At 56.5% G+C, this 22,366-nt stretch carries 24 protein-coding genes; 23 read left to right on the top strand and 1 reads right to left on the bottom strand.

The features are described 5' to 3' along the window. The first annotated feature begins 62 nt into the window (after positions 1 to 62). The 20 genes from BM357_RS20740 to BM357_RS19425 all read left to right on the top strand — a co-directional run bounded on the left by BM357_RS20740 (position 63) and on the right by BM357_RS19425 (position 17,944). Positions 63 to 455: a DUF4258 domain-containing protein gene (locus BM357_RS20740; RefSeq protein WP_074954094.1), complete on the top strand. Its 393-nt coding sequence runs from the start codon at positions 63 to 65 to the stop codon at positions 453 to 455. Positions 456 to 534: 79 nt separating this feature from the next. Further along, positions 535 to 849 (top strand): hypothetical protein, encoded by a 315-nt coding sequence (locus tag BM357_RS12880; RefSeq protein WP_074954091.1) that lies wholly within the window; start codon positions 535 to 537, stop codon positions 847 to 849. Positions 850 to 988: 139 nt separating this feature from the next. Next, a complete protein-coding gene (locus BM357_RS12875; protein ID WP_074954088.1) occupies positions 989 to 2,548 on the top strand; it encodes an AAA family ATPase in 1,560 nt (519 codons plus the stop codon). Between the two features lie 3 nt (positions 2,549 to 2,551). Next, positions 2,552 to 2,689, top strand: coding sequence for a hypothetical protein (locus tag BM357_RS19900; RefSeq protein ID WP_175511526.1), 138 nt, complete (start codon positions 2,552 to 2,554; stop codon positions 2,687 to 2,689). 4 nt (positions 2,690 to 2,693) lie between these two features. Then, positions 2,694 to 2,957, top strand: coding sequence for a DUF4258 domain-containing protein (locus BM357_RS12870; RefSeq protein WP_245783985.1), 264 nt, complete (start codon positions 2,694 to 2,696; stop codon positions 2,955 to 2,957). 90 nt (positions 2,958 to 3,047) lie between these two features. After that, positions 3,048 to 3,338 carry a LysM peptidoglycan-binding domain-containing protein gene (locus BM357_RS12865; protein ID WP_074954085.1) on the top strand — a complete coding sequence of 97 codons (291 nt, stop codon included), beginning with the start codon at positions 3,048 to 3,050 and terminating at the stop codon, positions 3,336 to 3,338. A 43-nt stretch (positions 3,339 to 3,381) separates the two neighbouring features. After that, the gene (gene dnaN, locus BM357_RS12860) at positions 3,382 to 4,557 is read left to right on the top strand and encodes a DNA polymerase III subunit beta (protein ID WP_074954082.1); all 1,176 of its coding nucleotides are present in this window, start codon (positions 3,382 to 3,384) and stop codon (positions 4,555 to 4,557) included. Between the two features lie 165 nt (positions 4,558 to 4,722). Further along, positions 4,723 to 5,622, top strand: coding sequence for a DUF6744 family protein (locus BM357_RS12855; RefSeq protein WP_074954080.1), 900 nt, complete (start codon positions 4,723 to 4,725; stop codon positions 5,620 to 5,622). A 75-nt stretch (positions 5,623 to 5,697) separates the two neighbouring features. Continuing rightward, positions 5,698 to 6,822 (top strand): AAA family ATPase, encoded by a 1,125-nt coding sequence (locus tag BM357_RS12850; RefSeq protein WP_074954078.1) that lies wholly within the window; start codon positions 5,698 to 5,700, stop codon positions 6,820 to 6,822. 5 nt (positions 6,823 to 6,827) lie between these two features. Further along, positions 6,828 to 8,279, top strand: a complete 1,452-nt coding sequence (locus BM357_RS12845; protein WP_175511525.1) for a vWA domain-containing protein — start codon at positions 6,828 to 6,830, stop codon at positions 8,277 to 8,279. A gap of 24 nt (positions 8,280 to 8,303) precedes the next feature. Next, the gene (locus BM357_RS12840; protein ID WP_074954074.1) at positions 8,304 to 8,696 is read left to right on the top strand and encodes a hypothetical protein; all 393 of its coding nucleotides are present in this window, start codon (positions 8,304 to 8,306) and stop codon (positions 8,694 to 8,696) included. 723 nt (positions 8,697 to 9,419) lie between these two features. Next, on the top strand, positions 9,420 to 9,671 hold the full coding sequence (locus BM357_RS12830) for a hypothetical protein (protein WP_074954068.1): 252 nt from the start codon (positions 9,420 to 9,422) through the stop codon (positions 9,669 to 9,671). A gap of 87 nt (positions 9,672 to 9,758) precedes the next feature. After that, the gene (locus BM357_RS12825) at positions 9,759 to 10,808 is read left to right on the top strand and encodes a DUF6094 domain-containing protein (RefSeq protein ID WP_074954065.1); all 1,050 of its coding nucleotides are present in this window, start codon (positions 9,759 to 9,761) and stop codon (positions 10,806 to 10,808) included. A 102-nt stretch (positions 10,809 to 10,910) separates the two neighbouring features. Further along, positions 10,911 to 14,198 (top strand): DEAD/DEAH box helicase, encoded by a 3,288-nt coding sequence (locus BM357_RS12820; protein WP_074954062.1) that lies wholly within the window; start codon positions 10,911 to 10,913, stop codon positions 14,196 to 14,198. Positions 14,199 to 14,285: 87 nt separating this feature from the next. Beyond that, positions 14,286 to 14,618, top strand: a complete 333-nt coding sequence (locus BM357_RS12815) for a hypothetical protein (RefSeq protein ID WP_029423400.1) — start codon at positions 14,286 to 14,288, stop codon at positions 14,616 to 14,618. Beyond that, positions 14,615 to 15,166, top strand: coding sequence for a hypothetical protein (locus BM357_RS12810; protein ID WP_074954058.1), 552 nt, complete (start codon positions 14,615 to 14,617; stop codon positions 15,164 to 15,166). Before BM357_RS12815 ends, BM357_RS12810 begins: the two co-directional genes overlap by 4 nt. Then, positions 15,135 to 15,872: a hypothetical protein gene (locus tag BM357_RS12805; protein WP_074954055.1), complete on the top strand. Its 738-nt coding sequence runs from the start codon at positions 15,135 to 15,137 to the stop codon at positions 15,870 to 15,872. Before BM357_RS12810 ends, BM357_RS12805 begins: the two co-directional genes overlap by 32 nt. A gap of 29 nt (positions 15,873 to 15,901) precedes the next feature. Beyond that, positions 15,902 to 16,831, top strand: a complete 930-nt coding sequence (locus BM357_RS12800; RefSeq protein WP_074954052.1) for a Mov34/MPN/PAD-1 family protein — start codon at positions 15,902 to 15,904, stop codon at positions 16,829 to 16,831. After that, the gene (locus tag BM357_RS12795) at positions 16,828 to 17,646 is read left to right on the top strand and encodes a ThiF family adenylyltransferase (RefSeq protein ID WP_074954050.1); all 819 of its coding nucleotides are present in this window, start codon (positions 16,828 to 16,830) and stop codon (positions 17,644 to 17,646) included. Before BM357_RS12800 ends, BM357_RS12795 begins: the two co-directional genes overlap by 4 nt. Further along, positions 17,618 to 17,944, top strand: coding sequence for a hypothetical protein (locus BM357_RS19425; RefSeq protein ID WP_139234717.1), 327 nt, complete (start codon positions 17,618 to 17,620; stop codon positions 17,942 to 17,944). The genes BM357_RS12795 and BM357_RS19425 overlap by 29 nt, the downstream gene beginning before the upstream one ends. 46 nt (positions 17,945 to 17,990) lie before the next feature. On the opposite strand, the gene BM357_RS19420 is transcribed toward BM357_RS19425, so the two are convergent. Further along, on the bottom strand, positions 17,991 to 18,707 hold the full coding sequence (locus BM357_RS19420) for a hypothetical protein (protein ID WP_139234716.1): 717 nt from the start codon (positions 18,705 to 18,707) through the stop codon (positions 17,991 to 17,993). Positions 18,708 to 18,917: 210 nt separating this feature from the next. On the opposite strand from BM357_RS19420, the gene BM357_RS12785 reads away from it, so the two are divergent. The 3 genes from BM357_RS12785 (at position 18,918) to BM357_RS12775 (ending at position 21,916) form a co-directional block, all read left to right on the top strand. Continuing rightward, on the top strand, positions 18,918 to 19,193 hold the full coding sequence (locus tag BM357_RS12785) for an AbrB/MazE/SpoVT family DNA-binding domain-containing protein (protein ID WP_074954044.1): 276 nt from the start codon (positions 18,918 to 18,920) through the stop codon (positions 19,191 to 19,193). Beyond that, a complete protein-coding gene (locus BM357_RS12780) occupies positions 19,190 to 19,666 on the top strand; it encodes a type II toxin-antitoxin system VapC family toxin (RefSeq protein ID WP_074954041.1) in 477 nt (158 codons plus the stop codon). Before BM357_RS12785 ends, BM357_RS12780 begins: the two co-directional genes overlap by 4 nt. A 1,281-nt stretch (positions 19,667 to 20,947) precedes the next feature. Then, positions 20,948 to 21,916 (top strand): site-specific integrase, encoded by a 969-nt coding sequence (locus BM357_RS12775; RefSeq protein WP_074954038.1) that lies wholly within the window; start codon positions 20,948 to 20,950, stop codon positions 21,914 to 21,916. The last annotated feature ends 450 nt before the right edge of the window (positions 21,917 to 22,366 follow it).

The following is a 22,366-nucleotide window of genomic DNA, read 5'->3' as shown; positions in this document are numbered from 1 at the left end:
CCCCTCTCGTTCAACACGCGAGAGGGGAACCCTCTCGGTGGTGTTGCACGATGGGCGGTTGAATGGAGACCTCAGGTGGAAACGGAAACGCGTATCAAAAGCACTGGCCCTTACTGAAGAGTGTTCTCCAGATGCATCTGGAGCACAACCTGGTCAAGTTCACCGACCATGCCAAGGGTCGCATGGTTGAACGCGGTATCCCCGAGGCGGTGGTCAAACTGGCCATACGTAACGGAGAGCCAGTCGAAATGCATTCACCGTACACGTACCCATACGGTGAGAACCCCTTTCAGAATCGAGATCCCGTATTTACAATCGTGGGTCGCCCTGAGAAAGGGAAACCTTCGCTGGCAATCGCTCTGGCGATTTCAAATGTCCGAGGGGAGGCCCGTTTCTCGGTCGTTACGGTGCTCACTGACCTTCGGCACAGTCGCCATAACCAGCATAATCAGTAAGATTCGTCCCAAAGGTATATAATGCTGATACAGCAGAATACCGAAGGGACGGGTCGAAATGCGAAAGGACGGACCTCAAATGACGACGACGACCATGGAGTTTAACTCGGTCACGTTCACCAACTTTCCGGCGTTTGTCGAGAATGGTGAGATATCCGGATACCCGCTGATGTCGGCCGTTGTGGCAGATCGCTACGCGGAACGGTTCCCAGTAGAGGACCGGAAAGCCATCACCGTGGACTTCGCCAAGTTGGATGTGACGAGACTGATGGAGGAGGCCAAAGAGCAAATCGGCGTCAAGTCACCGTTTGAGACGGAGGAAGAAGCCGATGCGGCCGAACAGGAGCTTATCCGAGTGTTGAGCGAGGAAGGGCTCTTCGGGGCAACGAGGTAACGGGCCTCGACACATCCGCGGCCCAACCAAGAAGGACGGTAACGAACATCATCCCGCATGATGCGCGGGGCCTGTTTCACACAAGCCCCGGCATCGACCGTGGGCTTGTGTTCAAAACACACCCACGGGAGGGATTCCCATGAAACTCCAAGCGCTCGTCTTGGAGAACTTCCGCTGCTTTGAACGCGCCGAGTTCACCTTCGGCGACGTAACCACCGTGTACGGGCACAACGGCGCGGGCAAGTCCACGCTGGCCGAAGCTGTCGTGTGGTGTCTGTGGGGCACCAACATCTACGGCAAGACCAAGCAGGACGAAAGCCTGATGCGCCTGGGTGCCAAGAGCATGGCGGTCACCGCAACATTTCTCCTCAAAAGCCACAAACGCCCGGTCACCATCTCGCGCACACGGGTCGGAAGTAAGGGCTCGGTGCAGTTGGTGAATGGAAGGAAGCCAACCCCCGGTCAAATAGAAGGCTGGTTTGGGACGGTACAGGAGTTCCTGTCGATCTTTTTTCCGGGCTATTTCAGCAGTCTGGAGCCGAAGGACGCCAAAACCGTCTTGAGCCGATGTGTCCCCGACGTGACCAAGGATGAGGTTCTCGCTCGGATGCGCCTGGACAACCGGGAGCTTCTGGCGAACGACCTCTTCGTCATGGGTCTGGATTCCGTCGATTACGCCGCCCAGCGGCTTCGACAGGAAATCAAGGCCTGCGAAGAGACCGTACTGCGTTTGGAAGGGCAGCGCAGTGTGTACCTTTCGGCCATTGAGAAGGGAGCACCGAAGCCCTTTGTCAGCCAAGTCACGGACGAGGAACGCCAGCAGTACGAAGCGGCCAAGCGAGAACTCATCAAGCGCGAGACGGAAGCCGAGCATCGGCAACAGCGCTTGAAGGAGCTGCGTGAACGGCGCGAATCGCTGGGCCGGGACTTCCGTGCATTACGAGACAGTCTCCCCAGAGTGGACACCCACTGCCACACCTGCGGGCAACCATTACCCCCTGACAAGGTGGAGCAGATCCGCCGAGAAGTGGCTGAAAAGACGAAGGCGGCCAAGGTGAGATTGGCTGAGATGTTCCAGGAAGGCAACCAGGTCAAGGCGGAGATCGAGCAACTTGAAGCGTTGCCGAAAACCGCCGCACCCGATGCCGAACTGGTACGGTTTGTCCAAGAGATCGAGAAACGCCTCAAAGACGAGCACTTTCTGGAGGTCGCGTATGTCGCCAACTTGCGGACGTATGAGGATGCCCGGGCGAACATCGAGCGGGTGCGGCAAGAACTAGAAGCCGAACGTCAGCGCCTGGATGGCTTGCAGCGCAAGTTGAAGGCCTTGCAGGATTTCCGCTTCCAGTACCTGCGCGCCCAGCACGATAAGCTCAACGGCCTTTTCGAGCACGTCCGCATTCACTTGACGGACAGGAACAAGGAAACCGGCGAGACCCGCGAGACGTTCAGGATTACGTGGAAGGGTCGGCCTTACCGGTTGCTGTCGTTCTCGGAAAAGGTGCGGTGCGATCTCGAGATCGGCCGCGTCCTCGCACAGGCAAAGGGTGAGCCGATGCCCGTGTACGTGGACAACGCCGAATCCGTGCAGCGACTTTTCGACGAGACGTTTGGCGGTCAGGTCATCGCCGCGTATGTCGCGGATCGCCCGCTGGAGGTCCAGATCGTATCTGACGTCGCACACGCGCAGGGGGCGTAAGGGATGTGTCAGATCCCAGCGTTCTTTGCGTCTGACGACGACGGATACGTGCTTGACCAGATGCTCAAACACTACTTCGATGGCACTCTGCCGGCTGCGCTTACCGCACGCCGAGAGGACATCGACGAATGGAAGGTGTGACACCATGAAACTGAAAACCATGTCCAAGCCCGTGTTTGACGGGCACGCCGTGCGACGCATTCTCGAACGCCGGTTACCCGTTGAAGCGGTCGAGCAGATCGCCCAGGTCGGCGTGACCGTACAAGAGAACGGAACCCGCGTCATGAAACGCGGGGATGTCAACGGAAAGCCGGTGCACGTCGTTCTGGCCAAGCCCAACACGATCATCACGGTGTACTCCGCGGATGAATGGGAGTCCACTGTAGCAGTGCGGCGTAAGCGCCAGTAAGTTGTACAACCCCACCCGCCATACGGGGGTTACTCATCACCCTCGGGCGGCGGGTCCCGTGGGTGGACGATACCCACGGAGGGGATGGCAATGCGAATCAAACGATACGCCGGGATTGGGCTTATCCTCGCGGGGATCGACGCACTCCTGGTCCTACGGCTTCTTCCTCCCGACTTATCGGGTTGGAAACAGGTCGTCGTCGAGCCAGGGCAAACGGTGTGGTCCATCGCGGAGAAACAATGTCCGGACGACACGCGGTATGTGGTAGAGGCTATCATTCAGCGCAACCACATCCGTGATGCCATGCAACTCAAACCAGGCGACATCCTGGAGGTACCCACGAAAGCGGAGCCTCTGTGGAATCGGCTGGTTTTTCGTTGACCGTATTCGGTCATACGACTACCAACACAAAGGAGAGATCGCGATGAAAGCAACCTTCAACAACACCGAGCTGGAAAAGGTGTTGCGCGACCTGGTACGTGTGGTCCCGACCTCGACCAACAAGGCGGTGCTGCGGCACGTGCTCATCCAGGCGAACAAGGACGAAGACCGGGTGGATTTCTACGCGAGCAGCGAGGACATGTCGGTCCGCCGGACGTTGTTCCAGGAGGCGGCGAACTCGCCAGTCACCATCGAAAAGTCAGGTACGTGCCTGCTCCCGGCAAAGGAGTTGCACGAGATTGTGAAGCGTGCCAGCGGTCAGATCACCCTGCACCAAACCGCAGGGAGAACGTCCGTCACCTTTGGCAACGCCAAATACGAGCTGGCAGGGCTTGATCCGAAGCTCTTCACGCCCTACGGTGACGACCCGGCCGAATCAACCACGGCCGTCATCCTTGCTCCGGACTTGTTCCGGTTGCTGCGGCGTACGACGTATGCCGCGGCGAAGGGAGAAGCTCGTCCGGCCCTGACTGGCGTGTTGCTGAAAATCTCGGACACCACGCTTCATGGAGTGGCGACCGACGGGATACGCCTGGCGCTTTACAACGTACCGTGCCAGGAAGTATCCGGAGACGAGAGGAGCCTGCCAGTACCGGCCGCATTGCTCGATAAACTCGCGGCAGTGCTGCCGGCGCATGACGATGACGAGGAGATTACGTTCTCTATCGGATCATCGTCGTGCACGGTCTCCTGGGGAGATGACGCATACCGCATGGTCATTCGCGGATTGAGCACGGGTTACCCGGATGTATCCCGCATCATTCCGCAACAACCAGGCGCGTCTGTGATCATCGACCGGGCGACTTTGCTGGAGGCCTGCGAACGGGTATCAATCCTTTCTGAGACTGAACACCAACGGGCGGAGTTCACCTTCTTCGCTGATCGCGTTGTTGTGTCAGCCACGTCGGCGCAGTACGGAACTGCGAAGCACGACGTGGATGTGGTCAGCAGCACGATTACGAGTGAGCTATCGCTCCTGTGCAACATCAACTACTGGATCGGTTTGCTCCGTTCCTCCGACGGCGTGAAACAGGTTGAGGTGGGATTGGACGGGCCCAATAAGCCCATCACGGTCAAACCGGTAGGGGACGGCGGCCTCGGTCTGATCGCCCCCCTCTTCACAGCACAAGTCGAAGAAGCCGATCGCGCGGCAAGCTGATTCAGTGGTTCCCACTCTAAGCCAAACCCGCTGCACCGGGTAAATTCACCCACCCGGTGCAGGCGGGTGGCGCTTGGAGATGAGGACAAATTCGTCAGTCTCAAGGCAAGAGGATAGCTCTGAACCCTGAGACCACTGAAACGAAACAAAAGGAGGAATTCAACAGTGTTTGCACTGGAGAATCTCGTTGCGAACCAAAACCAGACCGCCAGCCGGATCGGCCAACTGTTTTGGTACATCATCGGGGAAACCTACACGGATCAGGTCACGATGGCGCGAGCCTTCATGGAATCGGGTTTGCCTGACCGATACAAACTCCCGCCCATTCGGGCCGTGGATGCGTACCGGCGGGCAAGCAAGTCCATCGAAGGACGTGCCAAGCTGGACGGTGATCGACGGATCGAGCTGCTGGTGCGTGACGTCTGGCACAACCGGGACGAGGTGGTGCGTCACCTTGTCGTGGAAATCCGGGATACCAGCGGACACCGGCTGACCTACGATTCGAAGGCCGCCTTGCTGCGATTCGACCACAACTACAAGACCGTGGATGTCGAGATCGTGAGGGACGAGCCGTTTATCGTGGACGCGGTAAACACCTTCCGCAAAAACTACGAGCTGTTCCTCACCACGTATGATGACGGGGCCAAGCGTCGGGCCGTATACGCGGTTCTGAACGACTTGTCGGCCACCGCGCTCAAGGAGTCAGGCGGTGTGTACCTGATTCCCCGGCAGAACGAGGAACTGCTTTTCCAGCTTATCGCGTTCATCAACCGTTTGGCTGGATGCAAGGCATACCACCTACCGGTTGAGAACACGGCTGAGGCCCGGGACATGGTTCGGGACGTCGTGACCAACAAGGCCGAGACGATCCTGAACGAAATCCGAGCGACGTTGAAAGCAGACGTGATTACGGAGGACACTATCCAGACGTTGCTTGAGCGGGCGAAGCACATCCGGCAGGAAGTGACTCTCTATCAGGAGATCCTGAAAGAGAGCATCGGAACGCTGGAGACGGACGTTGACCTGCTCGAACAGCAGATGATGTCCTTGATCGAAAAGCTGTAACTCCTTCTCCCCCGGCTGTGCGGGGCTAATCAACCTTAGCCCCCGGCACAGCACGGGGGCGAAAGGAGATTTCTGATGAACGCCATTCAAAAGTTGAACGACATCCGGACGTATCTGCAGGGGCAGTTCAAAGAACGCGAGGATGTTGTGGATGGGCTCATCACGGCCCTGGTCGCCAACGTTCACGTGCTTCTTATCGGCCCTCCGGGTACGGCGAAAAGTGCGATTACAGTGGCACTGTCGGGTTTGATTGAGGGTTGCAACTACTTCCAGTGGTTGCTCACCAAGTTCAGCACTCCGGAAGAGCTGTTCGGCCCGTACGACCTAGCCAAACTCAAGGCGGGTCAATACGAGCGGATCACTGCCGGAAAGCTGCCTACGGCGCACATCGCTTACCTGGACGAAATTTTCAAGGCCAACAGCGCGATCCTGAACGCCCTGCTCACGCTCATCAACGAGCGGGTGTTCTACAACGGGACGCGGCAAGAGCCGTCCCCACTCAAGACGCTCATTGGGACATCCAACGAGTATCCGCAGGAGGAGGAGCTGCAGGCCGTATTCGACCGGTTCATGCTGCGGTACGAGCCGGGATACGTCAAGGACGACGGAAACTTTGCGGCGATGCTGATGCAGTCGCCAGCGCAGTCTCCCGCACCAATCACCTTGGCGGAACTGAACCTGTTGCAGCACCTGGCGGAGCAAATTCCGATTGACCAATCCGTCGCAGATGCGCTGGTAACACTGCGCACCGATCTGGCGCAAGAGGGGATTTTCCTCTCCGACCGCCGCTGGGTGCAGGTGGCCAAGCGCCTACTGCCCGCCCGGGCTGTGCTGGCCGGACGCGACCACGTTGTCTTGGAGGAAGACGCGGAAATCCTGCAGCACGCGCTGTGGGAGGACCCGTCGCAAAAGGCGACCGTGGCGACCATCGTCCGGAAGCGCCTCGACCCGGTGGCCGGTCAGGTGGCCGAGTTGCTTGAGGATGCCCGGGACATCGCGAACAACGCGATGAAAGCCTCGGACGACCAAGCGATTGCCATCGGGACGGAAGCGATCAAGAAACTCAAGACCATCCGCACGCAGATCCAGGCCTTCATCTCCGCTGGCGGCTCTCCATCCAAGATTCAACGGATCCAGGAAGCCGACAAGAAGGTGGAAGAACTGCTCAAAGGAGTGACGAGCAAATGCCTGGGAATCTGAGCGACGTGGGTGCAATTGAGACAGATCGCTACGACCGTCGGACCTGGAACCGGATCCTCGAAGAGTCCGAGCGGATTCAGGCTGCGGTTAAGGAAGAACCATTTCAGGGTCTCATGCGGGATGTGTGGGCGAGCCTTTTCAAGGCGAGCCCACACATCAACGAACAGGGCCCCACGGTGAACCGCCGTGTGATGGAAAACCTCATGCGCCAAACAGCTTGGAAAGACCTGCGTCAAACGACGCAGATGGACGAGTACAGTGCGGCGCTGGGGTCGCTCAGCCTCCGGGACGCCTTGGAACAGGCGATGCCGGAGGATGTCAGGCACGCGGCACACCAAGTACAGGACTTGGAACAACAGCTACAACAACTGCTGGACCAGGCCGAAGCGTACCAGGAAGCCGCGAATGCCATGCCAGATAGCCAAGCCGCGGCACAGCTGCTTGACCAAATACAAGCGCTCCAAAAACAAGCCGCCGACCTGATGCAGACGCTCCAACAGGCCACGGACCAATTTGAGCAGGCATTCGACGCTCAAAGCGGTTCGATAGGCCGTGCTGTCCGACAGGCGTTGGAGCAGGCGGTTCAGGAAGCGCAGGAAGATCAACGCATGATGCAGGCGTTTGGTGTCGGAATGGGTGACGGTAAGCCGGTGAGTGGGAAGGAGCGCTTGGAACTGGCGCACATCCTGCGCACGAATCCGCACGTCCGGGAGATCGCTCGGATGGCGGGCCGTATGCAGATGATGGCCCTCAACAAGCGCAAAAACCGGACCATTCATCCGCCGACCGAGATCGTCAACATCACGATGGGCGACGACCTCGCGAACATCCTGCCATCGGAGTTGTTGTTGCTGGCCGACCCAGCGACCGAGGATGATTTCATCCAACGGTTCGCAGAACGCCGACTGTTGCAATACGACTTGCGTGGCTTCGAGCGGGAAGGACAGGGCCCCATCGTGGTTTGCCTTGACGAATCCGGAAGCACGGCTGGTACGGTCGAAATCTGGGAGAAGGGCATCGCCCTGGCCCTGTTCGCCATCGCACGGCGGGAAAGGCGAGCCTTTGCCGTGGTGCACTTCGGAAGCGAGCCCGAGATTTTCGTGCAGAAGTGGCCCCGGCCAAAGGACGCGTCGCCCGTTCAACTCGTTGAAATGGCGCAGCACTTCTTTAACGGCGGTACAAACTTTGAAAGACCGCTGAAAGAGGCTGTGCAGATCATGGACGAAGCGTCGTTCAAGAAAGGCGACATCGTGTTCATCACCGACGGGGAAAGCCGAGTCTCCGACAAGTTTTTGCACGGGGAATTCGCCCGGGTGAAAAACGAGAAGGAGTTTCAGGTGATCTCTGTCGTGATAGGATACGACGACCGTTCCGTCCGGCCGTTCAGCGACGTGATTGCCAAGCCGCAGGTGGCCGACGATGCGACGCTTTCGTTCGTCATTGAAGCACTACAATAACCATTTTGAGGAGGAGACTGGCGCATGGAACGAGACACAAGTAAGCTCCAGAAACCATCTCCTGAAACGCTGCAAGCCCTGGACGATCTATTCCAACGGGGATGGTCGTACACCTACGACAGCCCCGTGCTGACCCTCGTGCATGAGAAATACGGGTACGTTATTGAAGCTGATGGCCGGTGGAAGTTTGTTTGGATTCCAGACACGGTTCTGCAGCAAAAAGTAAAGTCGTTCCAGGAAATGACCGACGCAATTCACACGTTCGCGTATGGGATCGAGCATGATCTTGTGAACGACATGAAGCGTTGGTGTGAGGCAGCAAGCCGCGTATTTTGGGCCCCATGGTCAATTCAGCTGCTCAACAACCGAGAACTGCTTGAGCAACTCGAGTACATCGCGGAGCAGATCGACCGATAACATCAATCGAAAAGGGGGCTAAGCCCTCTGTCTGCAAGCTAGGGGACAGAGGGCGCAAGCCTTCTACGTCCCCTACTTGCAGGGCGAGAGGGGACGAAAATGAGAGCAATAGCGGACGGACTGTTGTGGACAGAGTGCACGGATAGCTGGTACGGACGGTTTGTGGCCAAGGTGGAGAGACGGTTGAACCGGCTCAGTCGTTGGCGTCGGGTGTCGGTAAGCGGAGAGGCTGCGATCGCAACACCCGTCACAACACCCGATCAGCCCGAATTTCCGAGGCTGAGGCTGGTTAAGCCGGTCTCAACAGAACCGGTTTGGCACCCGAGAGCATTCGTGCGCTGAACACCATTACATCATTCGCTACGCCGGTGCGATTTAACCCGGTATAGGCACAAAGGAGATGTCTCATTGGCTCGTCCACGTGTCGGCAACATGCGGACCAGTGAACGGTTACCACAAGTGGAACAAGAATTAGAAGGGGTTTTTGAAGACGCGAGGTCTGTGTTCATCGACCTGGACACATCTGAGCTCACCCCTTCGGAGATTGAAGCCCTGAAAATTGAGCTGAGCAAGTACATGGACTTTCGACGTTCTGACTTGTTGGCTCGGTCAAAACGTGGGGAAGGGCGCTGAATCAGTAAAACCAAGGAGGTGAACCCCTCCGTCTTGCACGCTTGGGACGGAGGGGGATCCTTCCGCGTCATACCAAGGGAGGATACAACGATGAGAGCCAAGACTCTGATATGGATTGGGTTGGCTCTAATGCTTCTGGCATTAGTGTTTAACACACTCGAAACATGGTATTTTGGGTGGAACATGTTTCCTAAGTCTGCACAGGAAATGGCATGTGATAACTTTAGTATCGTCCTTCTAGGGGTTGGCATCGCGTTTTTCGCCAAAGGTATTTTTGGACTCCGCGTGGTGCCGGACCGTTCCAATCGGAGAAGCGACGAAACGACAGACTTTTACGACTGAATACAAAGGAGGTGAACCCCTCCGTCTACACGTTTGGGACGGAGGGGGGATGCCTCCACGTTCCAAGCGCCAGACGCGAGGGATGCCATGCGCTACGCAGGTATCGCGAAGATGGGGTACTATCCGACTCCGCTCAACATGGTGGAGAAGATTCGCGACCGCCTTGTTTCGTCAGGCCCCGCACGCTGGTTCGACCCGTGCTGCGGCGAAGGTGAGGCACTGGCGTCGGTTGCACCCTTGGACGCGGTGACATACGGAATCGAACTCGATGGACAGCGCGCGCTGAAGGCGAAGGAGCAACTTGACCAGGTTGTGCATTGCGGATACGAATGGGCCCGTGTTGAACCTGCCGGCATGCAGCTGATGTGGCTCAACCCGCCGTACGATTCGCAGTCGGGTCTCGGAGGGGAGATATTCCGCAAGGAACTCATTTTCCTGAAGGACTTGACGAAATACCTGGCTCCGGATGGCGTGCTTGTGTACATCATCCCGCGGTACACGCTCGGTTCAGAAATGGTGAGCACACTGGTTCACCGTTACACCGACTTGGCCGTGTACCGGTTCGATGATGACGAGTACAAGGCTTTCAAACAGGTTGTGGTCTTCGGGCGTCGCCGTCAACGGAATCTCACCAGTTCCAAGGAGATGACCGAAGCCGATCGCCAAGTCAAAAATGAGCTTTTGGCCTACGGCAAAGACGAGAACCTGCCAATGCCGTACCTGGACGCACCGGACGGCCGACGTTGGACGGTGCCTACTGCGGAGAACATCGACACGCAAATTCTGTTCCGGGGATACATCCTCGATGAAGCAGAACTGCGGCTCGATCTCGCACAGTCCGAAGCATTCAAGGTGGCGGCCAACATGCTCATGCCCATCGACACAGGTTCAACGCTGCGCCGCCCACTCTTGCCGTTTCGGCGCACGCACATGGCCACGCTCATCGCGGCCGGTGCGCTCAATGGCGCGGTCGGTGTAGGCGAGAACAGGCACATGGTCGTCGGCATGACGCGGAAAATCGTTGAGCGCGAAGTGGTGGTAAACGACGACGGGTCGGAGACCATCATCGACACCGAATCCTACGTGACCGCGGTGCGGACCATCCAGCCGGACGGGACGATTTTGGACTTGCAGTGACCACGCGACCTGCATAAATCACCACGCAAAGGAGGCGAAAGCCCCGGTGCATCACGAAACCGGGGCCGAAGCCCCGGACGTGGTGCACGCTGGGCGCATGGCGTGAAGACACTCGTTTACAGCGACGACAAGCATTACGTCGAGGCGGCGGTGCACTTCATCGTGACCCGCCGGAACTTTCAACGCAACGGTGACGATCTCGTCGCTGCAGGCCTCATTGACCTGGATAGTGCGACCCGAGCCATTGTGGCGCACGCGATTAAGGGAAGCCGGCTGCGTTTGAAGCGGAATCGGTCGAGCTTTGATTCCGACAACATCTTCACAGACAAGCACGGATATCGGTTCGTGACGCGGCCCATCGGCAAGCTCACGCACGCGATCATCCTGCACAAGTCGGCTGTGGATGAGCAGTTGGCGCCAGAACAGTCCCGCATTCTCATCGTACCGGACGGTGGAGATATCGCCGACCTTTTCATGCGACGCTTCGCAGGCGATTTCAACCTTCCGTACGTTGCGGAGTGGAAGGACGTCATCTGGCTGGCGTGCAACAGGCGCAACTTTGTGCAGCAGCTCTCGGTTTGGAGCGACCCTGACGTGCCGGACTGGAAGCACGTGCAGGCGTTTGAAGTCTCGCCGAACCTGACGGAGGAAGCGGCCAAGAATTTGCTGAGCGACTTGCTTCGCTCTGGTTCGATTCAGCTCCCGGAAGGTTTGACGGATGCGCCAGCCCTGGGGGAAGTGCTGAACCCGGACGAAAATGGCGAGTACCACGTGATTGATTATCTTCAGGCGTACGCGCCTCACCTGGCCACCACCATCGAGGACATGGCCACGCCAGCGCACGACCTGGACCGTCCGATCAACCCTGCGATTGCGCAGATGGCACGGGTTCCGTTCCCGGCCCAAGCACATACCGTACAGGCGATTCTCAACGGTCTGGAGCAGAGCAAGGGCGTGATTGTCTCGTCCGACATGGGGACGGGCAAGTCAATCATCAGTCTCGCCACCGCGAAGGCCTTGGCCGAACGTTCCAAGCGTGGATTTGCGGTATTGCTTCTCGTTCCCGGTATCACCATTCCCAAATGGATTCGGGACGAGATCGGTAAGACGCTCCCGGGCACACCGGTGACGGTGTTCGAGTCCTGGAAGGACGTCGTGCGTTATCGGGACAATGAGGTTCGAAACGGTAAAAAACCGTTGGAATTCGTCCTGTTGTCCCGTGACACCGCGAAACTCGGAATGCCGAAAGTGCCCGCGCTCATCTACAAGGAGCGTGTCATAGTGGCACAGAGGCCCGAGACCAAGGACGAGAAGAACCGAAAGACCGTATTGGTTGCCCACGGCGGCGCGGTCAAATACATGCCGGGCACGCCGGATGCTGCAATCACCGTGTTTGCGCTTGAGGACGTGTGGATCTGCCCTGAATGCCACGGCATTCAGAAGAAGACCACGCAGACCGCTTGGAAAGAGGCCAAGAAACACGACTGCGTGGAGGACCAGCTGGCGGAACTGAAACTCGGCTTCTCCGACCTTGCCACAGGGGTGGAAGAGTACACCGCGGTTGGCATAGGTGGTACGGAACGCCGCAGAACGCGTTACGTGTTCAAAAAGTCCATCACGGAATACCACTGCACAGAGTGTGGCGCGAACCTGATGCGCGACGCGGTGCCCGAGCGAGAACCCGTCAGCGGGCTCAAACACCGTCGTCTGCAACCGGCATGGTTCATCCAACGATACCTGCGCGGATACTTCGACCTGGTGATCGTGGATGAGCTGCACCAGTACAAAAGCAACTCGGGCCAGGGTGAGGCGATGGGTGCGATTGTCGGCGCAAGCCGGCGCGTTCTGGGCCTCACGGGCACGCTCAGCGACGGCAAGGCCTCAAGCCTGTACCATCTGCTGTGGCGCATCTGCCCGGCCGAGATGAAAGCGGATGGCCTGGACCACCGTTCGCTCAACAAATTCGTGCACCTGTACGGCACGCTGGAGCAGCGCGGTCGGTATGCGGCGGACGAAGTAACTGAAGCCGGCGGTACCACGTCCAGAAAGGTCATCCTCAATCCGCCAAAGGAAATCCCGGGTCTTTCGCCCAAGCTGTTCGTCAATCACTTGGCGGACAAGACGGTGTTTCTGGAACTGGGCGACATGGGCCTGCCATTGGTGGAATTGGAGGAACGACCGATCTTCGTGGACATGGACGACGAACACGCCGTGGCGTACCGGTCCTTCCATAACGCCCTTGAAGGCGTCATGCGCCAGCAATATGCGATCGGCAACCAACACGCCTTCGCGAAATTCATCCCGTCCGTGGTAAATGCGGCGAACCAGCCGCATATGCCGCAAGAAGTGTGGGTGGGGGATGAGTCCGTCAGTTTCTTCCCGCCGTATGGTCCGGACGAACTGACCGCGAAAGAACGGCGTCTGCTGGAGGACATCCAAGCCGAGTTGGCGCAAAACCGTCGCTGCGTGGTATACGTCCGGTACAGCGGGGAAGTCCAGCAGGACCGGCGTATTGCCGATGTGCTCAAGCAACATGGCATACGCGCCCAAGTCTTGCAGGCGACCGTCTCACCGGAGGATCGCGTTGAGTGGCTGGAGGAAGCAGTGAAAAAGGGAACGCAGGTTGTGGTCTGCAATGCCAAGCTGGTAGAAGTGGGCCTTGACCTGCTCGATTGCCCGACGCTGATGTTCTACCAGTTCACCGACGAGATCGCGACCATGCGGCAAGCTGCCCGCAGGGCCTGGCGGATTGGCCAACACCGCACCTGCAAGGTGTACTACTACGTTTACAACGGCTCGTACGAGATGGTTCAGTTCAAGCGCATGCTGCAAAAACGCAGCCACGCGATGCTCTTGGAAGGCCGTCTCGACAAGTCCGAAGTCGCGCAGTTCATCGAGCAGGACGACAAATCGGCCTCGACCTACGCCATTGCCAACTGCCTCGGGAACGTGGAGGACCTGGCGCAGAAGTGGAAGACGCTCGCCGACAAGGACATTCCAAGCGGGGTCATCCTGCTGGCCGAAGAGCGCTTCAAGCGCGAGATTCAGCAGGCGATGCGTCGACTGGCGTCAGAGACACGGCGCTTGGCAGGTGTGCCTGAACCGGAGGAGACCATCCAGCCGGTGCCGGCCGCACCAACGCCGCGGCCTGTTCAACATGCGCCGGCCGATGCGGAAGTCATCGCACTTCCACTGTTCGCGGTCGCTCAAGAGGCGCAAGATGTCCAGGGAACGCACCGCAAGCCTGTCGCCAAGGCAACCGTGGCCCAGGAAGCGACGCCGCTGCTGACGTACGGTGAGTGGCGGAAGCAAATGGGTATGGTCGAGAAGGCGAAGCGGGTGAAGAAGCAGTCCGTAGCGGACAACCAGATCATGTTGTTCGCCCTCTAACTCATCCTTTGCACCACACCCGAGTCACGTGGGGATAAATTCGCCCATCCCCCGTGACAACGGGGATGGGCAAAGGAGTGAAACCTCTTGGAACGCCACATTACGCTGCACTGGGACCAGTTCGTGGCCACCATACAAGAGTTGCCACAACCATCCCCGGAGTACGCCAACCTCATTCAAGCTGCGGAAGAATTCCTCCGTCGCATGATCGACGAGGATCTTGCTGCGGAGTACATCCTCAACCTCACGGATGAAACCCTAGCTGTTGCTTGGGAGATCCTCCATCACGATGACTACGGAGACCCGTTGCGGGACATGGCGCAAATGCGCTTGGACGACACAGTGTGGGATGAACTGTTGTCCGAGTGCACCAGATTGCCATCCGTACCGGACCCGTCGGTCGGGGAGGAGTTCATATGATCCTCGACGACGAACTGCGTCAGCATCTGGCCGAAGGTCTGGTGCACCTCGACTTTCTGCGACGGTTCCTTCGCCGAACAGGCTTCGTCGCGGAGATCGATAACCTGGGCTGGCCGTATGGGATGGACATGAACGGCCCGGGAGATCAGATCTACGACGCGCAGTTGGAGATCATGCTGCGTCTGCTCGCTCCGGGTCTGACCAGCGAAGTAATCTTCGTATCTGCCGACGACGAGATGTGGGCACATTGCCACTGGCTTGAAGGTGATGTCCACGACGAGGAAGTCGTGTACGACATCGGTTGCGTGATCATCATCAAGGGCCAAGATCCGCAACAGGTCGCCGAATGGCGGCATTTCATCTGGTGGTGCGCGCAACGTACGGTGCAATCGCGCATTGGCCTGAGCGACACCATCGAAGAGCCGCACTTCATATGGGTTCTGCCCGAAGCATTAACAGACGACATCATGGCCGCTTGGGACGTGATCCTAAGTGCCTGGGAGGTGAAGCAATTTTATGAACACCGTAAGCCTCCACACGAAAGGTAAGGAGGCCGCCGACGCTCTGATTCTCAAACTCGAACCGGACAAGCTTCCGGAACTCGAGATTAGGGCAAACGGCGTCACTCACTACAAAACGGTAGGGTGGCACCAGCTGCTTACCCTGTTGGATCGGTCCATGGTGGTTGAGCAACTCAAGGTGGCCGACTTGCGAGTCACCAAACTGCCACGTTTGCCGGATCGGACACTCATGGTTGATATCGCGGAGTGCTCCCGTTGGACAGATGTCATCCTCACGGGATACGTGCCGGCGACCGAGTATCCGATGGTGTATCAGGGCGCTTCGTATCTGGTGCACATCCCGACGATAGTCTACCGGGCCCGCTGGACCTTGCATACAAAACAGCTTATCGGTCTTTCAATTGCCGTCACGACAGATTCCGTGGTCACGGAGATTTCTCCGTTGTACCGCTGGCCGTACTCTAACGTGTTTGATGACGGCCGCGTGTGCTGGACGCACAACACTGTGTGCGAGCTGCACGAAGTCGTGAACAGGGGTGTGTTCGGATTCATCAGTACGCCCAACAATCGCGACCTATTCGGCGTGGGAACCAGCCAGAACTCGCCCTACAGGGAGTACGCCACATTTTTAGAAGCCGTCCAAGCTAACGGGGGCATCTCCCACGAATGGCTCATCCCGTTCGGGAGAACCGTCCCTGAATTTCACAACGCATACCGGGCCGAACGGTACTAAATCATCTAAACCAAAAGGAGACATGGAACATGAACACGAACATCCAGCAAACCACGATTTTCGACCTTCTGCCGGAGGACGAGCGCAAGGGCCTGATTCCACAGGTGCTGGAGCCAGAGAAATCCGTGAAGAAGCCGACAACGCGTACCACGTCTGCCAAGGCCACAGCCAAACCGGCTGAGGAACCAGAACCGGACGAGTACGAAATTGATCGTGTGGTCTACTACGCGGGTCACCGGCTCGAAGTACCCAGCCGGACGATGAAACTGGAGGATGTACGGGCCTGGCTGGAGCAGACCTTCCCGGAGCTCACGAAAGAGCGCACAGAGATGGTCTATGACAAGGAAACGGGCCACATCGTACCCGTACTCAAGGGCCACAAGAAAGGGGCGGCGATCACCGTGTACACGGAGCCGCCGGCCCCGCCGGTGCCCCCGGTGTACTACTTGCTCGACAGGGATGGCCGTGTTTATGAGGTTCGGCAAACACAAGTAGGCATCTTCGCCGCACCCGTGTACGGAAGCACGGGCCTGCGTGCGCCGCTCCATCTGTTCGTACCGAAAATTCCTGTCTGGTGTCTGAGCGAGATTGTGCAACGCTTTCAGTCCGAGCCGGACATTGAGCACCTGGCGTACATCGTGTACGACACCGACATTGGCTACGATGTGGTGTGGCCCGAGCAAAAGGCCTCGGCCGTCACCGTACAAGGCGAGGGCTTCATGGAAACTGAACACCGTTTCGTGGTCGCTCACATCCACTCGCACGGCCGGCTACCCGCCTACTGGTCAGCGACAGACGACGAGGACGAGGTACGAACGGGTCTGTACGGGGTAGTTGGAGAAGCGGATCGGGAGAGGCCCACTCTTGCCTTCCGGTACTCATGCGGCGGCAAGTTCGTCAAGGTGGAGGCCTCGGCCGTCTTCGACGGTCCCATTACTGCGGTGGTGACCCCCGTATGAGCACAGTAAAACCGGTTCGCGTCGTGGACCCGGAACGCACACGGCTGATCCTCGTTGGTGTGGGCGGCACGGGCGGCTACGTGTTACAGCAGGTCGCCCGCCTGCTCTACTCGCTCAAAGAGCAGGGTTGCAAGGTGCCGGGAGTGCTGCTGATAGACGGGGATGTGGTGGAAGAGAAAAATCTCCTCCGCCAATACTTCCTCCCGCAGGACATTGGCCGCAAGAAGGCCAGTGTGTTGGCGGAGCGGTACTCCAGGGCCTACGGCCTCGACATCGCGGCCTATCCGGAGTATCTGACGCGGGAGACAAACCTTCAAAGAATCGGCGTAGCAGATGGGACGATTGTGGTGGGCGCAGTAGACAACGGTAGCACCCGCCGCATCCTGCACGAGCAGCTGCATTGTCTCAACCACGTTGTGTACATCGACAGCGGCAACAGCGCCGTCACCGTGCCGGATGATCCCGGGCATGTGGACCGATACCAGCTGGCGAAGATCAAGGATTCTGGCTGGGAAGGTCAGGTGGTTGTCGGGGTCCGCATTCGTGGCGAAGACGTTCTGCCGTTTCCGGGCGAGGTGTTCCCCGATCTGATCGAGGAGGACCGATTGCCAACGGAGGTCTCGTGCGGCGAAGTGGTCGTTTCCAATCCGCAGCGCCTGATGACCAACCTCATGGCCGCGACAACGGTGCTCATGTATCTGCACACGCTACTGGCGGACGGCACTTTGTTGCACCATCGGACGTTCTTCGAGGCGCGCCGCGGATGGATGCGGTCGGAGGCTGCCATTGAACAATTACTGGAGGTGTCCGTGTGAAGAACGATACGAGCACGGTCAATCTCGACAATTACGTGTTCACGATGACGGTCAAGGCATTTCAGGCTCGCTCTTCGATTCTCCGAAGGAAATTCATTATGACAGCGTAGATGTGGAGGAAAATCTGTATCTCACCATCTTCCGCCGCCGGCCGTACCCACAGCAAGATATTCGGATAGCAGTTCTTGATGTTCGGGGGCTGGATGATGAAGACATCGTCGGGAATGCCTTCGAAGCAATTTCCGAGTGGGAGGCGCAAAACCTACCAGATGGCAGCGGAACAGGAGAAGATGCGTGAACAGAGCCGGCCAGGGTCGATGCGGCCCAGGCCGGCTCTCGTCTTTTCAGGCCTTGTACATCATCATCCGCACACGTTCATTGCACACACAACCATCAGGATACAAAGTATCGCGAAGTTTCCGCAAACTGCCGCTTTGAATGTTCCATCGGTAAGAACTGCCAACCGAATACAGCCGGGTGTTGCGGGCACCCACACCTACCAGAAAGTCACGACACAGCGGTACAAGTGGCCCTGTGAGTGTTAAGCGATACCGCCCTGGTGCTTCAACACGAAAATGCCCGTGAGTCTCAATGTAACCGCGTACAAAATCTATACTGGGGATGAAATATTTATAACCATTGTAAAATCGTTCTAAACCTGTGACGAGATATGTGTCATACAGGCGTACGTACAATGTGGGCTTGTGCTTGTTTGACGGGTAGACTTGCATGTGCTGGGCAAAGGACTGAAGCACTCGGATCTGTTCGATGTCTTTCGTTATAAAGCGCACATGAAAGCGCCGTCGATCACGAACAACCTTGGCGCGATAGGCAAGGCATCCAAGCAAATAATCCGGCAGTGGACATTCGTGTACAGAGATATACGTTTTGAGAAATGATTCAACGAAATTGTTGAAACTGCCATACTTATCGATCAACATGGCAACGGTTGGGTAAGACGTACCACGTGCCGCTGAATGGTAATCACGTTTACTAGGAAATCGATTATTATAAGTGGTTACAGATTCCATTAAAATGTATTCAGGATCAAATCGATTCACGTATCATGCTCCTAAGCAGTAATTATATGTCTAGTTTACAGACAAACCATTACGTTGGACACGCCATCTTTGTGACTTCATTTTGAGTCCGATAAGTTAATCTTATTGGACATAAAAATACAAGACATCCTGTGTATGACAGTTTCGTTGTAAAACGACGAAGTGTATAATGGTCGTACTAAAAATCGTTAGGGGAACGGAGTGATTCACATGATACACATCAGCACAATAACCTCTAAGTTTCAAATCACCATACCGCTGGAGATTCGTCAGAAGGAAGGGCTTAGAGTAGGAGATAAGGTGATGTTTCAGTATACGGACCAAGGGGAGATATTGATTCGTCCACTTCGGAAGAAGTCTGCTCGTGAGCTGGGCGGTTCTCTTTATCAGGAAGGAACACCTTACATTCCGATTGATGAGGCACGCAAGAGAACTCAAGAGGAATTGGGTATTCGTTTATCCGGTAAGGAGGAAGGACAACAGTGAAAACTTTGTTTCTTGATACGAATATCATTCTCAGGTATCTCTTGCGTGACCATGAAGGAATGTATCATGCGGCGGTGAATGTGTTTGAGCAGGCAGAACATGGTGAGTTCGTTCTCTACATTGAGCCAATGGTTCTCGCCGAGTGCATTTACGTACTGACTGGCCCGGTGTACGTCAGAAACCGTTCGGACGTCGCTCGTGCATTGGCGGAGGTTTTGCTGCTCGAAGGAATCATGTGCGAAGACAAAGACCGTTTAACGGAGAGCCTTACAATGTACGCGGAGCAGAACGTCGATTTCACAGATGCTTACCTGGTGTGTCGGAGTCGGGACGCGGAGGCAGGTATCGTTTCTTTCGACCGCGACTTTCTTCGACTGGGGTCATCTGTTCATATACCCGATGTGGAGACCCTTTCCTATAAGAATGGTGAGGAGCGCCGTCATCCTCCTTCTGCGAAAGGTGATAGCATATGAAATGTGAGGAGAACGATTCGATTGCTATTGCAACCCACAATCGAGCAGATTGCAATTCTCTTGCGGACCCTCGTGAGCACGTGAAGAAAGGCAGCAGAGCGTCTTGTCCGCACGGGGACATGGTGCTAATCCGGGAGGTCTAATACGTAATCGTAAACGAAGGGTTGCATCAGAAAACTTATGCTAGAACTTGTTTCCATAACCAAAGAGGCAACCGCGGGATCGGGTGTGGGCTGTAGCATCAGATAACTTATGTTAGAACTTGTTTCCATCTGGAGCACCTCGGCCAGCCACCGATTGATTGCGCCGTTGTATCAGAAAACCAATGTTAGAACACTTGTTTCCATGAGATCCAGACCCGCATCGTGGTGAAGCCGGACAGAGTTACATCAGAAAACTTATGTCAGCAATTGTTTCCATTTGACTTGCGCCTGCTTGACCGCGCGGGAGAGTTCGTTGCATCAGAAAACTTACCTGAGAACTTGTTTCCATACCGATCCCAGTGAGTGTTCGAGGAACCGTGCGTCATGTTGAATCAGAAAACTTACGTGAGGACTTGTTTCCATTCCGTGATCCACCGGCACATCGGTACCGTCTATAGGTTTGCATCAGAAAACTACGTTAGAACTTGTTTCCATCGCATGCACCAGTTGGCGCTAGCCAGGTCGGTGACAACCAGAAAATTACTTCAGAATTTATCTCCAGATGACGGCCTCCGCGAACGCCGCGAACTCCATCTTGTTGCATCAGAAAACTTTCTTGTGAACTTGTTTCCATAGCCGGCGAACCAGTCTCAAGGTCCGGCGCCGTAACGCGTTGCACCAGAAAATCTCCGTGAGAATTTTTATGCCATAGGCGCGTGCATGTCGACGGTGATCTCCACGGTTTAGTCGCGTCAGAAAAGCCGAGTAAGAAGTTGTTACTATTTGAACGTGACCATACGGCTGTGGACGGTCGACACGCTTAAGTCCGGTCGCCATCGTCTTGGTTTCATCAGAGAAATCTATGTGGCAATTAGTTGCCATGGGGTGTAGGCGCTCACAATGCTCCCGAAAGAGCGGTACATCAGAAAAGATATATTGGCATTTGTTATCAGATCTACAAGATGGTCAAGCGTGGCCGCAATACGGGGTACATCAGAAAATCGAAGTGAGAATTTGTTGCCATGAGCTCTTTTCGGCCTGCTGCACGCTATCTACTGTGCATCAGATCACTTGAATGATCATTTGAACGCGGCTCGCAACATTGCTCGAAAGTACCTTGCCAGGGGGCGATTGAGGCATGCCTGACCGAATTCCGCAGCCAACTCAACAAGCGACAACATCGGTGGCAAAACTGGTGGAGAGCGCACACGATTACATGCGCCACTCCAAGGCGAAGAACACCGTCAAGGCGTACAAGTCCGATTGGCAGTCCTTTTCCCGTTGGTGCGATGAACGGGGGGTGTGTTCGTTGCCCGCACATCCAACCACCGTGGCGTTGTATCTCTCGTATCTGGCAGACGAGGGGTACAAGGCCAGCACGATTGGACGGCGCATGATTTCCATCGGCCTGGCCCACAAAGCCAAGGGATATCCGTCACCTGCGTCCGACGAAAACGTGAAAGCCGTCTGGAGAGGCATACGGAACACGATTGGCGTTGCCCCAAACGGCAAATCCCCTGTGCTCGTGGAGGACCTTCGAAGAATGCTGCGGCACGCGCCAGACGATCTGATGGGGCTGCGGGATCGAGCACTACTTCTGATTGGGTTTGCCGGGGCGTTTCGGCGATCCGAACTGGTCTCCTTGAATGTCGAAGACGTCGAATTCGCTCGTGAAGGACTCATCATAACGCTGCGCCGCAGTAAGACGGACCAGGAAGGTGAAGGCCGAAAGGTGGGGATTCCGTACGGATCTTACCTGGAGACCTGTCCCGTGCGCACGTTGCAGGCCTGGTTGGAGGAGTCGGGAATTTCGTCGGGCCCCCTGTTTCGCAGGGTGACCAAGGATCGTCAGATTGGCACAGATCGCCTCTCTGACAAAACGGTGGCTCGTATTGTCAAGAAGTACACGACAGTCATCGGTTTGGACGCCCGGAAATACGCTGGACACAGCCTCCGGGCTGGGCTGGCCACGTCCGCCGCAATGGCTGGGGCGTCTGAAAGAGAAATAATGGCTCAGACAGGTCACAGGAGTGTCATGATGGTACGACGGTACATACGAGACGGAAACCTGTTCCGTGCCAATGCCGCAGCTCGCATCGGCCTATAAAAAATTGAAAGGAAAAGCAGGAAAACTACGAACGTGGTCGAAAAATGTCGATAAAAAGCAACACCTCATGCCGGTTGGCACGAGGTGTCCTGCGGCACACAGTTCGGACCAACTGTTGCCGCGTGACCAAGGAAGTAGCGGCTTCCAAGGTCAATGCGTCAGATTCGACGAACACCACGGATCTTCCTGCAAGGATCTGGCATGTTGGCGTCGGAAATAAACGGCTTCCTTGGCCTCTTTTGACCAAGGGAGCCGTTTTTGTGTCGCTGCGATGTGAATTCTTGTGGCCAAGGCAGTTGAAGCAAGAAAAGACATTATACCAGAACGATCTGTGCCCAAGGAAGCATACCGAAAAAATTGGCACAAAAATGGCGCGAAATTACGAGTGGAGTCGGTTATGTTGGATTCAAAGAGATAGAGAGTTTTTCAAATGGTGCCGAAGGTGCCATC

The organism is Paenalicyclobacillus macrosporangiidus (assembly GCF_900116805.1).
In the GTDB taxonomy this organism is placed as follows: domain Bacteria; phylum Bacillota; class Bacilli; order Alicyclobacillales; family Alicyclobacillaceae; genus Alicyclobacillus_H; species Alicyclobacillus_H macrosporangiidus.
The sequence above is the reverse complement of the archived record's forward strand: the minus strand, read 5'-3'. Positions and strand labels throughout refer to the sequence as shown.

Bases quoted from the DNA above. Each gene is read 5' to 3' on its own strand.
- BM357_RS20740 (WP_074954094.1), top strand. From the start codon at position 63: ATGGAGACCTCAGGTGGAAACGGAAACGCGTATCAAAAGCACTGGCCC.
- BM357_RS12880 (WP_074954091.1), top strand. From the start codon at position 535: ATGACGACGACGACCATGGAGTTTAACTCGGTCACGTTCACCAACTTT.
- BM357_RS12875 (WP_074954088.1), top strand. From the start codon at position 989: ATGAAACTCCAAGCGCTCGTCTTGGAGAACTTCCGCTGCTTTGAACGC.
- BM357_RS19900 (WP_175511526.1), top strand. From the start codon at position 2,552: ATGTGTCAGATCCCAGCGTTCTTTGCGTCTGACGACGACGGATACGTG.
- BM357_RS12870 (WP_245783985.1), top strand. From the start codon at position 2,694: ATGAAACTGAAAACCATGTCCAAGCCCGTGTTTGACGGGCACGCCGTG.
- BM357_RS12865 (WP_074954085.1), top strand. From the start codon at position 3,048: ATGCGAATCAAACGATACGCCGGGATTGGGCTTATCCTCGCGGGGATC.
- dnaN (WP_074954082.1), top strand. From the start codon at position 3,382: ATGAAAGCAACCTTCAACAACACCGAGCTGGAAAAGGTGTTGCGCGAC.
- BM357_RS12850 (WP_074954078.1), top strand. From the start codon at position 5,698: ATGAACGCCATTCAAAAGTTGAACGACATCCGGACGTATCTGCAGGGG.
- BM357_RS12840 (WP_074954074.1), top strand. From the start codon at position 8,304: ATGGAACGAGACACAAGTAAGCTCCAGAAACCATCTCCTGAAACGCTG.
- BM357_RS12830 (WP_074954068.1), top strand. From the start codon at position 9,420: ATGAGAGCCAAGACTCTGATATGGATTGGGTTGGCTCTAATGCTTCTG.
- BM357_RS12825 (WP_074954065.1), top strand. From the start codon at position 9,759: ATGCGCTACGCAGGTATCGCGAAGATGGGGTACTATCCGACTCCGCTC.
- BM357_RS12810 (WP_074954058.1), top strand. From the start codon at position 14,615: ATGATCCTCGACGACGAACTGCGTCAGCATCTGGCCGAAGGTCTGGTG.
- BM357_RS12805 (WP_074954055.1), top strand. From the start codon at position 15,135: ATGAACACCGTAAGCCTCCACACGAAAGGTAAGGAGGCCGCCGACGCT.
- BM357_RS12800 (WP_074954052.1), top strand. From the start codon at position 15,902: ATGAACACGAACATCCAGCAAACCACGATTTTCGACCTTCTGCCGGAG.
- BM357_RS12795 (WP_074954050.1), top strand. From the start codon at position 16,828: ATGAGCACAGTAAAACCGGTTCGCGTCGTGGACCCGGAACGCACACGG.
- BM357_RS12785 (WP_074954044.1), top strand. From the start codon at position 18,918: ATGATACACATCAGCACAATAACCTCTAAGTTTCAAATCACCATACCG.
- BM357_RS12775 (WP_074954038.1), top strand. From the start codon at position 20,948: ATGCCTGACCGAATTCCGCAGCCAACTCAACAAGCGACAACATCGGTG.